Here is a 13,709-nt window from a genome sequence, read left to right as displayed (position 1 = left end):
CAGTACCTGACCCGCCCCGAACACCGAGGGGCCCGGCGGCTCGCACACACGCGAAACCACCGGGCCCCTCTTCACAGCTTGTTATTGTTTAGGCCTACTTGCCTGCCTTGAGGGCAGCCAGACGAGCCTCTAGTTCGGTCTGCTTACCCAAATCTTCAAGGTCATTGAACTGGGCATCAAGTGAGGAAGCCGCCAGTTCCTGCTCACCGCGTACACGAGCTTCTTCGCGGCGAACTTTCTCTTCAAAGCGGGAAATCTCGCTGGTAGGATCCATGACGCTGAAAGACTTGAGCGCGTCATTGACCTGGGTTTGAGCCGCTGCGGACTTCTGACGGGCAGCGAGCTCATCACGCTTACGGGTGATCTCGCTAAGCTTTTCCTTCATCTGGGTCAGACCGGTCTTGAGCTGCTCCACGACCTGGGTCTGAGAGTCAATCTGCGGCTTGATAGAAGAGACCGTGTTCTCTGCCTGGAGCTGGCGGCCCAGAGCCATCTTGGCCAGATTATCGAACTTATCGGCGTTAACGGTGTCGCCTGCGGCGCGGAACTCATCGGCCTTGTTGGAAGCGGCCAGAGCCTTTGAGCCCCATTCGGCTGCTTCACGGAGGTCTTCGGCGTGGTCCTCTTCCAGCAGGCGCAGGTTGCCGATGGTCTGAGCGACAGCCTGCTCGGCTTCAGCGATATTGTTGCTGTAGTCACGAACCATCTGGTCCAGCATCTTCTGGGGATCTTCAGCCGCATCAATGAGGGAGTTGATGTTTGCTTTGGTGAGCTGGGCGATACGGCTAAAAATGGTTTGCTTGGCCATGGAGTATCTACCTTTCGGTGGAGGGGTAAGCGAGAGCAGGCTTGCTACGCTCTAGTTTCTATTGTGTCAATAACGGTGCCTATTTGGGCCCTGGTGGGTGTGGGTTTTGCTACGTCCTGAGCGAAAACGGGCTGAGCCCGGCGGTGGCAGGAGAGCTAGAAATTACCGCCAGCACCGCCACCGCTACCGAAGCCACCGCCACTGCTAAAGCCGCCGCCGCCGAAGCCGCCGCCGAATGACCCGCCACCCCAGCTACTGCCGGAGCTACCCTGGCTACTTCCACCGCCTAGCAGAGTTCCCAGAAGAATACCGCCCAGCATTGCTGAGTTGGAGGTGTTGCCCCTGTAGCCCCTATTGTTTTGGCTAAAGACATTAACGTCGTTTTCAGCAATACGCTGGGCATCTGTTGCCAGGCGGATCGCATCATTGGCATGGGAGAGGGCTGTGACAGGGTCTGAGGACTGAAGTTCTTGGGCTTCAGCCAGATGACGTTCAGCTTCCCGTAGACGGGTCCGGGCTTCTGCCTTGACCCCGCCCCGGCGAGCCCACACGTATTCACCGGCTGAAGATACCCGAGCCTGGGCGGAGAGAAGCGTATGAGCTAGCTTCTCACGGGCGTTTTGCTCCTGCTCGTGAACCTGACGGACACCTGCTAGGGCCGCATCAAGTTCTGAGCGTACCTCGTGCAGGCGCTGATTGAGCAGGTAGGGGTCGATCAGGCCACCCGCGCGCTCAGCACGAATCTGACCGAGCACAGCCTGCACACCTGCGGCGGCACCCGATAGTTGGCTACTGCTTCCCGCGCCCGTACGAGCTAACTCTTGAGCCTGAGCAACGTCGCGCTCAGCCAGAATGAGGGCATCGTCGAGGGAGGCTGCCATCTTAGCTAGGTCAGTTTCGGCGTGGTGCACAGATTCAAGGAGCCCCTTGGCCTGGCCCAGGGCCTCTTCGCCAGCACGGAGCTCCAAGATCGCTTGGCTCCTATCGGTTGCCAAAAGCTCCTGGGCCTTCTGAGCTGAGCTACGGGCAAACTCAAGGCGTGACTGTGCTTCTTCGATGTTGTCGGCTATAGCCCCGTAAGCGCTGGGGGCGTAGAGGCCTTTGAGCCTGCCCAGAGCTGCTTGAGCGGGGGCGAAGAGCGGGTCAGCTGCCCTGATCTGCTCCTTGAGAGTGGCAAGCACCTGGGGCGCATTTTCTTCGAGCTTTCGCAGCTTGGTAAAGTTCTCGACCTGCTCGTTGAGAGAGGCCTGGGCTTGCTGGGTTCTGCTGATAATCTCTGTCAACCAGGCTCGCTGGTCGGCCTCGGTATCGGGGATATCGTCTTCAAGCTGTTTCTGGAGGTGGAAAGACTGCTGCATATGCTCTTTGGCGGCCTTAATCGCGTTCAGGAAGGGCGCTACTTCCTCCTCCCCGTACTGGAGGCGCGCGAATTCAACTTCTTGTAAGGAGTGGGCAATAGCGTCATCGGTGCTCACAAGTTGCTGACCGGCCTGGGTTCGTAGCTCTGCTAGGGAGGGCAGGGGGGCCTGCGGTGCCGCGGTTCCACTTGGCTGACCTGCATGAGGGGTTTTAGACGAACGTTTTCTGCTCCACAGCAGTGCTCCTGCACCGCCCAGAACACCAACGCTAATCAGTGTGGTTGCTCCCACCGCTACAGCTCCGGTGGAGGTGCCTGCGGCCCCGGAGCCAAGCTGGGACTTTATCCCGGTGACTGCGGCCTGGGCGGCGGCCTTGTAATCAGATTTTGCTAGCTCAGGGTAGATGTAGTCCTGATAAATTTTTTCTTGCTCTTTGGCGGAGAGTAGCGAAGTTGAGCCTGCTAGGAAGTAGGCTTGGCGGTCCTCAGTAGCGATGACCAGGACAACATCGTTGGTTCCCATGTTGTTGAGAGATGCAAATTTTTCAACCCACTGGCCCGATGAGGTTGGGCTTTCAAAAGCATCAATTGTTACGACGAAAAGGTTGACCTGGTCATCGGTGGCAAGTTGCTGGATAGATTCTTTGAGGGCGGAGGTGTCACCCAGGGATGAGGTGGTGTCGCTGACTCTTACCCCCGCATCCAAATCGTAGGGGGCGGCTGCGAAAGCGGCGGGCATAATACCTAACCCAAGGGAAGAAACCAGCAGGGCTGTGGCAAGGTGCTTGCGGGGCATGGGAACTCTTTTCCGGGGAACAGGCAAACGGTATGGACTATATTCTATCCTTGGGGCTGCCATCTTGGGCAGAGTTCTGGCTGAGGCTCGCAGGTGATACACGGCCCCGCTCTTGGGTTTTCTCTATGGAACCCTGCAGTCAACATACAGCTTAGTTACATCTCTATCCCAGAACTGTGAAGCATAGTAGAAGCAGCTGAAAAATATGCGAGTAAGTAATTCGCACTAAAGAAAGTTGTTAACTGCCATGTCGAATAACCCTTGGGAACAGGAAAACTTGCAGTCTGCTGATGACCGTACTGTGCCACTTAACAGCGAGCACATTCAAGCGGTGGGTGCGCAGCAAGCACAGCCCCATAATGCGCAGAACCCGATTCAAGGCCAGGTAGATCCGAGCTCGGGAGCTTCCTACCAGCAGCCGGCACCGGCTAGGGGCGCACAACCTGCACATAATCATCAGGGTGCATCAACAGCCGGAAGTTATAACTATGCACATGCAGTGCAGGGACAGCCCCCTTCCGCGCAGGCCTACCCGCAGAACTACTATGCGCAGGTGGCCCCTGCTAAGAAACACTCCACTACGGCTCTCATTTCTGCGGCCGCTATTGCGGCCCTGATTGGCGGTGGCGTGGGCGGCGGGGTAGCGGCTACTCTGGGAGCACTGGGTTCGGCCAGCATCACCAGGACCAGCGCCGGAACCACTATCGTCAATAACACTGACTCGGTGAACGCCGTAACCGCTGCTGCCGCAAAGGCTATCCCCTCGGTGGTGACTATTTCCGCAAACACTAGGAGCGAAGCGGGATCAGGCTCCGGGATCATCCTGGATGACCAGGGGCATATTCTCACCAACACCCACGTGGTCACACTGGACGGAGCAACTTCTAAGGCAAACCTAGAAGTCCAGCTCTCAGATGGTAACGTTCGTGCGGCCACGGTGGTAGGAACTGACCCGACCAGTGACCTAGCGGTCATCAAGATAAGTGATACTAGCGGGCTGAACCTGACACCTGCAAGCCTCGGGGACTCGGGGGCACTGAACGTGGGTGATACGACCGTTGCTATCGGTGCGCCCCTAGGGCTTTCAAACACGGTGACCACCGGTATTGTGTCCAACATGGTGCGAACCATCGAGGTGGCATCCTCAGCCGCCAAGGACTCCAACAGTGACTCGGACAGTAGCGACCCCTTTGGCGGATCCCCTTTCCAATTTGAAATGCCAGGCCAGCAACGCTATTCCAGCTCAAATACCTCCAGTATCTCGCTTAATGTCATCCAGACCGATGCCGCAGTTAATCCCGGCAACTCTGGTGGTGCGCTGGTTAACTCTGCCGGTGAGGTTATTGGCGTGAATGTGGCTATCGCTTCAACCGATACCAGCACTACTTCTAGCAGCGGCAATATTGGTGTGGGTTTCGCAATCCCTATTAACTATGCCAAGCGTGTAGCCAACGAAATTATTGAGAGTGGCTCAGCTAGCCACGGCATGCTGGGGGCTTCTGTCACTACATCACCGGCCAATAAGGACGCTTCAGAGTCCTTTGGCGATGGTGCCCTGATCAAGGAGGTTACCAGCGGAGGTGCCGCTGAGAAAGCCGGGCTGGAAAAGGGCGATGTAGTTACTGCAGTTGATGGGCGAACCATTAGCGAAGCAACCGAGCTGACAGCCGCAGTCCGTGAGGCCGCTGCCGGTCAGACTGTTACCCTCACCGTTGAGCGTAAGGGGTCTTCCCAGCAGGTTGAGGTGACCCTGGGGCAGGCTACCTCCTAGAGGGTTCCTCCGGCGTAGCCGTGCTGGCGCCAGGCCTCAAACACCGCGATAGATGCGCTGTTAGCCAGGTTCAGTGAACGGCGGCCCGGGACCATAGGGATTTTGACACGCTCGGTGATGTGCTCATCGTCCTGAACATACTGGGGGAGACCCACAGATTCAGGGCCGAACATGAGCACGTCACCGGGCTTGTAGTCTATCTCGGCGTAGTTTGTTGATGCCGTTGTGGTGAATGCAAAAACTCGGGCGGGGGCCAGCACTTCCCAGGCGTCTTCAAGGGTTTCGTGGACGGTCATGACCGCTAGATCGTGGTAGTCCAGGCCCGCGCGGCGCAGATGGGCATCCTCAAAGTTAAAGCCTAGGGGCTTGACCAGGTGCAGTTCGGCGCCTGTGATGGCAGCTAGTCGGATAGCGTTACCGGTATTGCCGGGAATTTCGGGGGCATAAAAAAGAATTTTAAACACCCCACCAGTGTACGTGCCCCCAATACCTTCCACCGTGAACCACCCCATAGAGGTCAGAGCCCGGCGGGGAGTATGATGGAGGGCTGATACTTTTCGCCCACGCTTTGAGAGGCAGGCCTATGCCCCGGGTCTACATGGACCACGCCGCCACTACCACTGTTCTTCCCGAAACCGTACAAGCGGTGACCGAACAAATGTTCACAGGCGGTAATCCGTCATCTCTCCACTCAGCTGGCCGCCGTGCCCGTGCGGCAGTGGAACAGGCTCGTGATCGTGTTGCCCGTGCCCTCAACTGTGACTCTGCGGAGGTTATTTTTACCTCGGGCGGGACCGAAGCCGATAACCTAGCGGTCAAGGGCCTCTACTGGTCGAGGACCAAGGCTAACCGAGCCGCCTGCAGGATTATTGTCTCGGCGATTGAACATCACGCGGTAGGTGATGCTGTGGAGTGGCTAGAGACCCACGAAGGTGCTGAACCCGTGTGGATTTCTCCCAACTCAGAGGGCATCATTACCCCCGAGGCTGTTGCCCAGGCTGTGGGGGAGAGCCCCGATACGGTTGCGCTGATCACGGTCATGTGGGCTAACAACGAGATGGGAGCAGTCCAGCCTATTGCTGAGATCGCCCAGCTGGCCGAAAGCCACGGTATTCCTTTCCATACCGATGCGGTCCAGGCTTTTGGTGCCCTAGATATTGACTTCCGGGCTTGCGGTGCCACGACCCTGGCTATTTCCGGGCACAAGATTGGTGGTCCCATGGGTGTGGGTGCCCTGATTGCTACCCGCACTGCGCCCCTGGCTCCTCTGCTTCACGGTGGCGGGCAGGAGCGCTCTGTGCGCTCCGGTACCATCGATGCCCCCGCTATCGCAGGTTTTGGTGTGGCCGCTCAGTCCGTGACTAACCACCGCGCAGAAGAAAGCCGCCGACTGGCGAATCTGCGGAACCTGCTTATTGAGGGTGTGCGTCATGCTATCCCCGAAGCCACCCTCAACGGCCCCGAACCCGAAAATTCTGAGCAAATCGCTGACGGTGCTTTCCGCCGGCTCCCGGGAAATGCACACTTTACTTTCCCCGGGTGTGAGGGCGACTCTCTGCTCTTCTTGCTCGATATGGCCGGTATTGAATCATCGACAGGTTCCGCCTGTAACGCCGGTGTGCCTCGACCCTCCCACGTTCTTTTGGCTATGGGAGTGGATGAGGGAATTGCACGGGGGGCCCAGCGGTTTACCTTAGGGCACACCAGCTCAGAAGCCGACGTGCAAGCCCTGCTTGGGGCTCTGCCCGCGGCTTGGGAACAGGCTAAAAAAGCAGGCATGGCCGCCCAGGCCCCTGACTCCCAGCGCTGGAACTAAAGACTTTTTGACAACCTATAAGGAATGACCCCATGAAAATACTTGCTGCTATGAGTGGCGGCGTAGACTCAGCCGTAGCCGCCGCGCGCGCTGTTGAAGCGGGCCACGATGTGGTAGGCGTACACCTGGCGCTTTCTCGTATGCCCGGAACCCTCCGCACCGGCTCACGCGGCTGCTGCACTATTGAAGACTCTATGGATGCCCGCCGGGTCTGCGACCAGCTCGGCATCCCCTTCTATGTCTGGGACTTCTCCGAGCGCTTCAAAGAAGATGTTGTCGATGACTTCATCAGCGAATATGAACAGGGGCGGACCCCCAACCCCTGCATGCGGTGCAACGAGAAGATTAAGTTTGCTGCCCTGCTCGAGAAGGCTGTGGCCCTGGGCTTTGATGCCGTTGTGACCGGCCACTACGCCAAGGTCATTACTACCGAGGGCGGCAACCGCGAACTGCACCGTGCTGCGACCTGGGCCAAGGACCAGTCCTATGTTCTGGGTGTGCTGACCCACGAACAGCTCAAGCATGCCTGGTTCCCCTTAGCCGATACTCCCTCCAAGGATCTGGTGCGTGCTGAGGCCGCCGAACGCGGGTTCTCCGTGGCCAAGAAGCCGGACTCCTACGATATTTGTTTTATCCCCGAGGGCGATACTCGCGAGTGGCTCGAAGAGCACATTGAAATGACCGAGGGCGCTATTAAGGACACCGAGGGGCGAGTCCTGGGTACCCACCGAGGTGCTCAGGCCTTTACCGTGGGCCAGCGCAAGGGCCTGGCTATTGGTCACCCTGCTGCAGACGGTAAGCCCCGCTTTGTGCTTGAAATCCGCCCCAAAACTAATGAGGTTATCGTGGGGGGCAAGGACCTGCTTGAAATTGACGAGATTCGCGGTATCCGCGAAACCTGGGCAGGCCTACCCGTCCAACAAGCCGCACACTTTTTGGCCCTTGACCCTGTGGAGGGCGCACAGAGTGGGTCTTTTGAAGTGACCGCCCAGGTGCGGGCACACGCAGATCCGGTGCCCTCCACCGCCCACCTAGAATGGGTTGCCGATGATGAAGCCGCTGAGCCTGGTGCCCTGCGCCTAGAGACCGTGGTGCGCCTGCACGATAAGCTTCGCGGCGTTGCCCCCGGGCAGACCATGGTGCTCTACCAGGGCACCCGGGTATTGGGCCAGTCCACTATCGCTCGGGCCTACTCCCTGGACCGCGCGGACATCACTGCTCCCTAAATTCACGTTCCATACCGTGAAATGATGGGAGTCACTCCTGCACCCAAGGCCCACCCGCGCCCTAGACTAAAGACATGAGCCCAAGAGAAACTTCTGATGACGTGCAAGCCCACGCAGATTTTAATCCCCGAGCAACATCCATGGAGGGGGTTGATCCTGCCGTCTTGGACAAGCTTTTGACTATGCGCCAGACTATCGACAATATGGACGCTGCCCTGGTCCATATCCTGGCAGAGCGTTTCCGCGCCACCCAGCGAGTAGGGCACCTTAAAGCCGCCCATAGCCTGCCGGCAGGGGACCCTGGGAGGGAAGAAGCCCAGATTAGGCGCTTGCGCGGCCTGGCCGAGGCTGCTGATCTGGACCCGGAATTTGCAGAAAAGTTCCTAAACTTCATCATCTCCGAAGTTATCCGCCACCATGAAAAGATAGCGGCTGAGACTGAAATTCAGCACCCCAATCACCCCTAGAAAGGTCAACCGTCCGTGCATCGTGCCGCACCAGCCCTCTACCTGCCAACCGATGCAGAAATGCTCGCAATCCGTAAGGACAGCGAAACACCCATCACTTTCGAGAAACATCTCACGGTCAGAGCGAGCGGTCTGGGTAGCTGGGCAGGGGAGAACATCTTTGACGCAGTCACCAGGATCCGAGGGGAGCTGGGGGAGCCTCACATTAGCTATCTGCCTGACCTGCCCGGTAGGGGCTACCGGGCCAGCCTGCTGGCCAGAACCATCGCGGCACTTGAGGGGTTGAGCGCCGATGCTACAGCCAGTGGCTGGCGGATAACCAGCGGTTTTGCCGCTGAGGGGAGCTCCGCCCGGAGCCTGCTGGAGTCGGATATTAATGTGCTTGCCGATGTGGTCGGAAGGGAATCTGGGCTGTCGGTCTCACCGCTCAAGATAGGCTTGTTGGGGCCACTGAGCCTGGCCGCTAGCACCTACCTCACCAATGGCGAGCGACTGATCTCGGATCCAGGTGCGCGCACCGATCTAGCGCAGTCGCTGATGGCGGGGCTGGATTACCTCACCCGCCAGCTGCGGCAGGCTGTTCCTGGCGCGCCACTAGTGATTCAGTTTGATGAGCCGCTTCTCACCCCCGTGGCAGCTGGAACTATCCCTACCTCGAGTGGCTACCGTACCTTGCGGTCGGTGCCCCGGCATGAGCTGGTTGCTACTCTGAACGAGCTTCACGGGGCTACAGCGGACTTGGAAGCTCAGCCCCTTGTACGTACTGATCTGTTGGCACTTGACCCCGAAGTCCAAAGGGTTATTGCCACCCCTGTCGTCGATATGACAGGGAGTAAGACAGCTGACTGGGAGCCGCTTGCCGCGCGGCTTGAAGCCGGTGGCGGTCTTTACCTTGAAACCGCTGATCCAATCACTCGCACTGCCAGTGGGGATCTGGCCCGTAGCCTGTGGAAAACCTGGCGTGATTTGGGTCTTCACAAGGCGCTTCTGAATCAGATGATTTTGACTGAACGCGGTGATTTAGCGACCACCGACCCTGCTCGTGCCACTACCGTTTTGGGGCATCTGACCGATACCGCCCGCGCTCTCTCCGAAATTGCCCAGGAAGCCTAAGCCTCCCCCTGAACCTGAGCTCACACTCACCGGGGGACAAACCGGTTACACTAGGGAAAGGCCTGCATCACACCCCCTCTATCCAGGAGAACACCCGTGAAAGAAACCATCCTTGTAGTCGATGACGATGACGCCCTCTCAGAGATGGTCGGTATTGTGCTTGCTCAAGAAGGCTACGAGACGGTCTTCTGCGATTCCGGTGACCGGGCTTTTGAGGCTTTCGTCAACAATCACCCCGACCTGATTTTGCTCGATTTTATGCTCCCCGGTATGGACGGTATCGAGGTGTGCACCCAGATTCGTAGTGAGTCTGAGGTTCCTATCATTATGCTGACCGCCAAGGGCGACACCGAGGACGTCGTCAAGGGTCTTGAGGCTGGTGCCGATGACTACATGACTAAGCCTTTTAAGCCAGCTGAACTGCTGGCGCGTGTGCGTGCCCGCCTGCGCCCCCGCGAGGAGCGTCATAATGAACCCTTGCGTATTGGCAACCTGGTCATCGACCTAGCAGGGCATACAGTGACCCGTGATGGGCAGGGTATTCCGCTGACACCGCTGGAATTTGAGCTTCTGGCTAACCTGGCCCGCCAGCCAGGCCAGGTTATGACCCGTGAGGCCCTATTGGGCAATGTATGGGGCTATGAAAAGACTGTGGACTCCCGTCTGGTGAACGTTCATATTCAGCGTCTTCGAGCCAAGATTGAGCGTGACCCGGAGAATCCCGAAATTGTTCTTACTGTGCGTGGGGTGGGCTATAAGGCTGCCTCCGACGGGCACCGCTAGGCAGTGACTTTCCTTGTCTGTTACCTCTGAACCGCAGTCAGTAGAGCCTCCCGCTCGTTCACACCGTTTGAGGCTTCTCCATACTGTTCGCAGGTTGTGGCAGCAGTCGCTACAGTTCCGTGCAGTGGTGGCTTCAGCCTCGCTCCTGCTGGTGGCCTTCATCTTTGTGGGTTCGTTTATTTCTCACCAAATAGCGAACTCACTTTTCCGGGGAAATCTGGCCCAGGCTCTTGAAGAGTCAGCTGCGGGTTTCAGTAGTGTGCAGACCCTCATGAACGGTTCTGATGCAACCGGCCGTACCGAGATTCAGCGAGATGTGAGGCGCTTTATCACGGTCTTGGAGACCAGCAGCGCTGATAGTAACCGCCATTGGGTTCTTCTCAAAGACCCTAAGGCTCCTACAGATGGTTTTATTACCGAGCAGTCGCAGAGCAAGGAGGTGACGGGGGAAGACATTCCGGCTGACCTGGCTACGAGTGTGAGTGAGGGGTCAGGTATCTACTGGCAGTCCTCACAGGCCACCTGGGATGATGGACATACAGCGCCGGTGCTGGTGGTAGGCACAAAGGTCTCTATACCGCAGAACCCTGATTACGCTATCTACTTGGTCTATGACCTGTCGGCTTCTCAGGCTACCGTGCAGTACATCAATTTGGTGGTCTGGGTCGGGTTCAGTATCTTGCTGGTAGTAGTTTTGACTATCGTGTGGATGATTGCCCGTTTGGTTATTCGACCCATTAGTTCTACCGCTATTACAGCGGAGAAACTGGCTGCGGGGGATCTCGACCAGCGTGTTCTGGTCCGGGGGCAGAACGAAACTGCCCGTTTGGGGCTTTCCTTCAACCGAATGGCTGACTCCCTGCAGGATCAGATTTCCCGGTTGGAAAAGCTTTCGACCATGCAGCAACGTTTTGTGTCGGATGTTTCCCATGAGCTGCGGACCCCATTGACAACGGTTCGCATGGCAGCGGATATGTTGCACGATAACCGTGAGAATATGGAGCCACTCTACAAACGTTCTACCGAGTTGCTCTATAACCAGGTGGACCGCTTCGATTCCCTGCTGGCAGATCTCCTTGAAATTTCGCGTTTTGACGCTGGATCCCAGACCCTAGAAATCGTGTCGGTGGATTTTATGGCTGTGCTTGATGAGGTGCTCAAAGCGGTTGAACCGCATCTGATGCGCACCAATACCGAACTCACAGTTCATACTGACCACACCGAGATCATGGTTGATATGGACCACCGACGGATTGAGCGTGTTCTGCGGAATCTGCTCTTTAACGCGGTAGAGCACTCAGAGGGTAGACCTATTGATGTGTATGTGGATGCCACCGAAACCACCCTGGGCCTTGCTGTCCGTGACCACGGTATCGGTTTGAGCCCCGAGGAAACCGAGCAAGTCTTTAACCGTTTTTGGCGTGCTGATACTTCGCGCAAGCGCACCCTGGGAGGTACCGGGCTGGGGCTGTCCATTGCGGCAGAAGATGTACGTCTTCACCAGGGCCTGCTAGAAGCCTGGGGTATCAAGGGGGAGGGCGCCTGCTTCCGCATGACCATTCCTGTTGACCAGGACCTACCGATGGGTCCATCGCCTGTCTTGCTGAGCGGTGAGCCTCTTGCTCCTGAGCCTTTGGCTCTGGAGGCCCGACCGCTAGAAGGAAGCATCGACGAATACGACCGACCGGAGGCCACCGATGGCTAAGATCTCACGCCGCACCGCCCTTAGCATGACTTTGAGTTCCTTAGTTGCATCTGTAAGCGCCTGCGCTACGATTCCAACTGACGGTGAGGTCAACCATTACGCTGACCCGCAGGCGACGGGCTCAACTGCTGGTACCTCTGCCGGTCCGCAAGGCCCTCAGCCGGGGGCCAGTCCTTCAGAGATTATTGAGGGGTTCTTACACGCTGGAACCGGTGTTAAAGACGATTACAGTGTTGCCCGCCAGTATCTGACTAAAGACCTGGCACAGTCGTGGCGACCCGATGGCAGGACCCTGGTCTATAACTCATCCTTTACAACCAGGGCGACCGGGGAGAATAGCTATGTGGTTGCGGTGCCCACCAGCACTGAGATTGATAACAGGGGGCTGGCTACCTCATACACGACCTTTACCGATACCGAAATCGAGTTCTCTTTGGAGAAAGTGCAGCAGGAATGGCGAATTTCTGCGGTGCCTGACGGAACGGTTCTGAGCCGCACTGAATTTGGTGAGGTGTTCAATCCTTTTACTCTCTACTTTTACGACCCGACTTTCACCTACGCGGTGCCCGATATCCGATGGTTTGCTGAACGCTCGACGATCGCTACATCGCTCATTCGGGTTTTGTTAGAGGGACCGGCTCCCTACCTTGAGGGCGCGGTGGTGACTGCTGTGCCGCAGGAAACTCGCCTGGCCATCAACTCGGTTCCTGTGGAAAACGGGGTAGCTGATATTCAGCTGGCTGGTGGTAATGCCCTGGTCACGGCAAGTGCTTTGGAGACTGAGCGGTTAAGGACTCAGCTCACTCAGGCTCTGTCGAACCTGGCTACGGTTGCCTCGGTTCAGATGAGTATCAATAATCAGGTGGTAGATGCCCAGAACCTCGAGAACTATAAAGAACCCACCATTAATGCTGTGGTGTCAGGAGCCGTGGTGGGGATTGAGAACAATCGGCTGGTAAGCCGGAGCGCTTTGGTCGATACAGCTAGCCAGCAGACTATTGTCGAGGGCGTAGCCTACGGCGCTATTACACAGCCAGCAATGAACTACACCCGCAACTTTTATGCCTACACAAATGCTGGTCGCAACGAGATATGGCTGGCCAATTCAAACCGGTCTGGTTCTATTTACCGGGGGAATGGCATCTTGCAACCAAGTTTTGATCACCTGAATTGGCTCTGGCTGGGTGAGCAAGGTGGAAGGGTGAGGGCTTACCCGGCTGGCCAGGAAAATGGTGAGCTTCTGACGGTCAAGACATGGCTAACGGAGGAAACCGTGCACAGCCTTGCGATAGCTCGTGACGGTAGCCGTGCCCTTGTGGTGACCTCCGTCGGGGGGAATGACTACGCCGCTTGGGTTTCTGCTATCCGCCGGGCATCTGATGGTACACCGCAGGAGCTCATGGCCCCGGTACGTATTGGCTCGGATATTAATCCAAGGGGCGCTGAATGGCATACTGATGAAGAGGTTTTCCTGTGGAATACCGAAACCACTCAAACCGAAATTGTTTCGCTTTCTGGGCATAGTACCCAGTACGATCCGCTTCAGGGAATTGTGCGTATTGTGACGGGTAACGGGCTTGATCAGGCTGTAGCGATGACTGATGAAAACGGTCTGTATATTGTTGCCGGTAGGAGCTGGACCCGGATCGAGACTAGCCTGAGTGAAGTGAATTACTCTGGCTAAAGGTGTTCCCGGTGTACACACCCCTGGCTGGTTTTCATAGACCCAGGAATACTTCAGGGTGTGCATTACCTCTTCCAAAGACATGAGACGAGACCTGCTGATAAAGGCCTTCTGGGGCACCTGAGCCAGACTGCTGAGCTCTTTTTCCCCAGGGTCTGCGCTAGTTGCTGGGCTTTTGGCAGG

11 protein-coding genes are annotated in these 13,709 nt (G+C 57.2%); 8 read left to right on the top strand and 3 right to left on the bottom strand.

What is annotated here, in order from left to right:
* Window positions 1-94: 94 nt before the first annotated feature.
* Together ACN080_RS04930 and ACN080_RS04925 are read right to left on the bottom strand one after the other, a co-directional pair.
* Entirely contained in the window at window positions 95-808 is a 714-nt protein-coding gene (locus ACN080_RS04930) for a PspA/IM30 family protein (RefSeq protein WP_419113197.1), read from the bottom strand.
* A 155-nt stretch (window positions 809-963) separates the two neighbouring features.
* Complete coding sequence (locus ACN080_RS04925) at window positions 964-2,961, bottom strand: TPM domain-containing protein (protein ID WP_419113196.1); 1,998 nt, start codon at window positions 2,959-2,961, stop codon at window positions 964-966.
* A 247-nt stretch (window positions 2,962-3,208) separates the two neighbouring features.
* Here ACN080_RS04925 and ACN080_RS04920 point away from each other — a divergent pair, with 247 nt between their 5' ends.
* A complete protein-coding gene (locus ACN080_RS04920; RefSeq protein ID WP_419113195.1) occupies window positions 3,209-4,732 on the top strand; it encodes a S1C family serine protease in 1,524 nt (507 codons plus the stop codon).
* On the opposite strand, the gene ACN080_RS04915 is transcribed toward ACN080_RS04920, so the two are convergent.
* Complete coding sequence (locus ACN080_RS04915) at window positions 4,729-5,196, bottom strand: tRNA (cytidine(34)-2'-O)-methyltransferase (RefSeq protein WP_419100554.1); 468 nt, start codon at window positions 5,194-5,196, stop codon at window positions 4,729-4,731. The genes ACN080_RS04920 and ACN080_RS04915 overlap by 4 nt on opposite strands.
* Window positions 5,197-5,315: 119 nt before the next feature.
* On the opposite strand from ACN080_RS04915, the gene ACN080_RS04910 reads away from it, so the two are divergent.
* The 7 genes from ACN080_RS04910 (at window position 5,316) to ACN080_RS04880 (ending at window position 13,526) form a co-directional block, all read left to right on the top strand.
* Entirely contained in the window at window positions 5,316-6,548 is a 1,233-nt protein-coding gene (locus tag ACN080_RS04910) for a cysteine desulfurase family protein (RefSeq protein ID WP_419112085.1), read from the top strand.
* Window positions 6,549-6,580: 32 nt separating this feature from the next.
* Entirely contained in the window at window positions 6,581-7,774 is a 1,194-nt protein-coding gene (gene mnmA, locus ACN080_RS04905; RefSeq protein ID WP_419100552.1) for a tRNA 2-thiouridine(34) synthase MnmA, read from the top strand.
* A 74-nt stretch (window positions 7,775-7,848) separates the two neighbouring features.
* Window positions 7,849-8,241 (top strand): chorismate mutase, encoded by a 393-nt coding sequence (locus ACN080_RS04900; protein ID WP_419104608.1) that lies wholly within the window; start codon window positions 7,849-7,851, stop codon window positions 8,239-8,241.
* Window positions 8,242-8,256: 15 nt separating this feature from the next.
* Window positions 8,257-9,354, top strand: coding sequence for a hypothetical protein (locus ACN080_RS04895; protein ID WP_419113194.1), 1,098 nt, complete (start codon window positions 8,257-8,259; stop codon window positions 9,352-9,354).
* Between the two features lie 96 nt (window positions 9,355-9,450).
* The gene (gene mtrA, locus ACN080_RS04890; protein ID WP_419100549.1) at window positions 9,451-10,137 is read left to right on the top strand and encodes an MtrAB system response regulator MtrA; all 687 of its coding nucleotides are present in this window, start codon (window positions 9,451-9,453) and stop codon (window positions 10,135-10,137) included.
* Between the two features lie 13 nt (window positions 10,138-10,150).
* Window positions 10,151-11,842, top strand: coding sequence for an MtrAB system histidine kinase MtrB (mtrB, locus tag ACN080_RS04885; protein WP_419100548.1), 1,692 nt, complete (start codon window positions 10,151-10,153; stop codon window positions 11,840-11,842).
* The gene (locus ACN080_RS04880; RefSeq protein ID WP_419113193.1) at window positions 11,835-13,526 is read left to right on the top strand and encodes an LpqB family beta-propeller domain-containing protein; all 1,692 of its coding nucleotides are present in this window, start codon (window positions 11,835-11,837) and stop codon (window positions 13,524-13,526) included. The genes mtrB and ACN080_RS04880 overlap by 8 nt, the downstream gene beginning before the upstream one ends.
* The last annotated feature ends 183 nt before the right edge of the window (window positions 13,527-13,709 follow it).

The sequence above is a fragment of the Rothia sp. CCM 9416 genome (assembly GCF_048513535.1).
Taxonomy (GTDB): Bacteria; Actinomycetota; Actinomycetes; order Actinomycetales; family Micrococcaceae; genus Rothia.
This window is presented reverse-complemented; position numbering and strand designations above follow the sequence as displayed.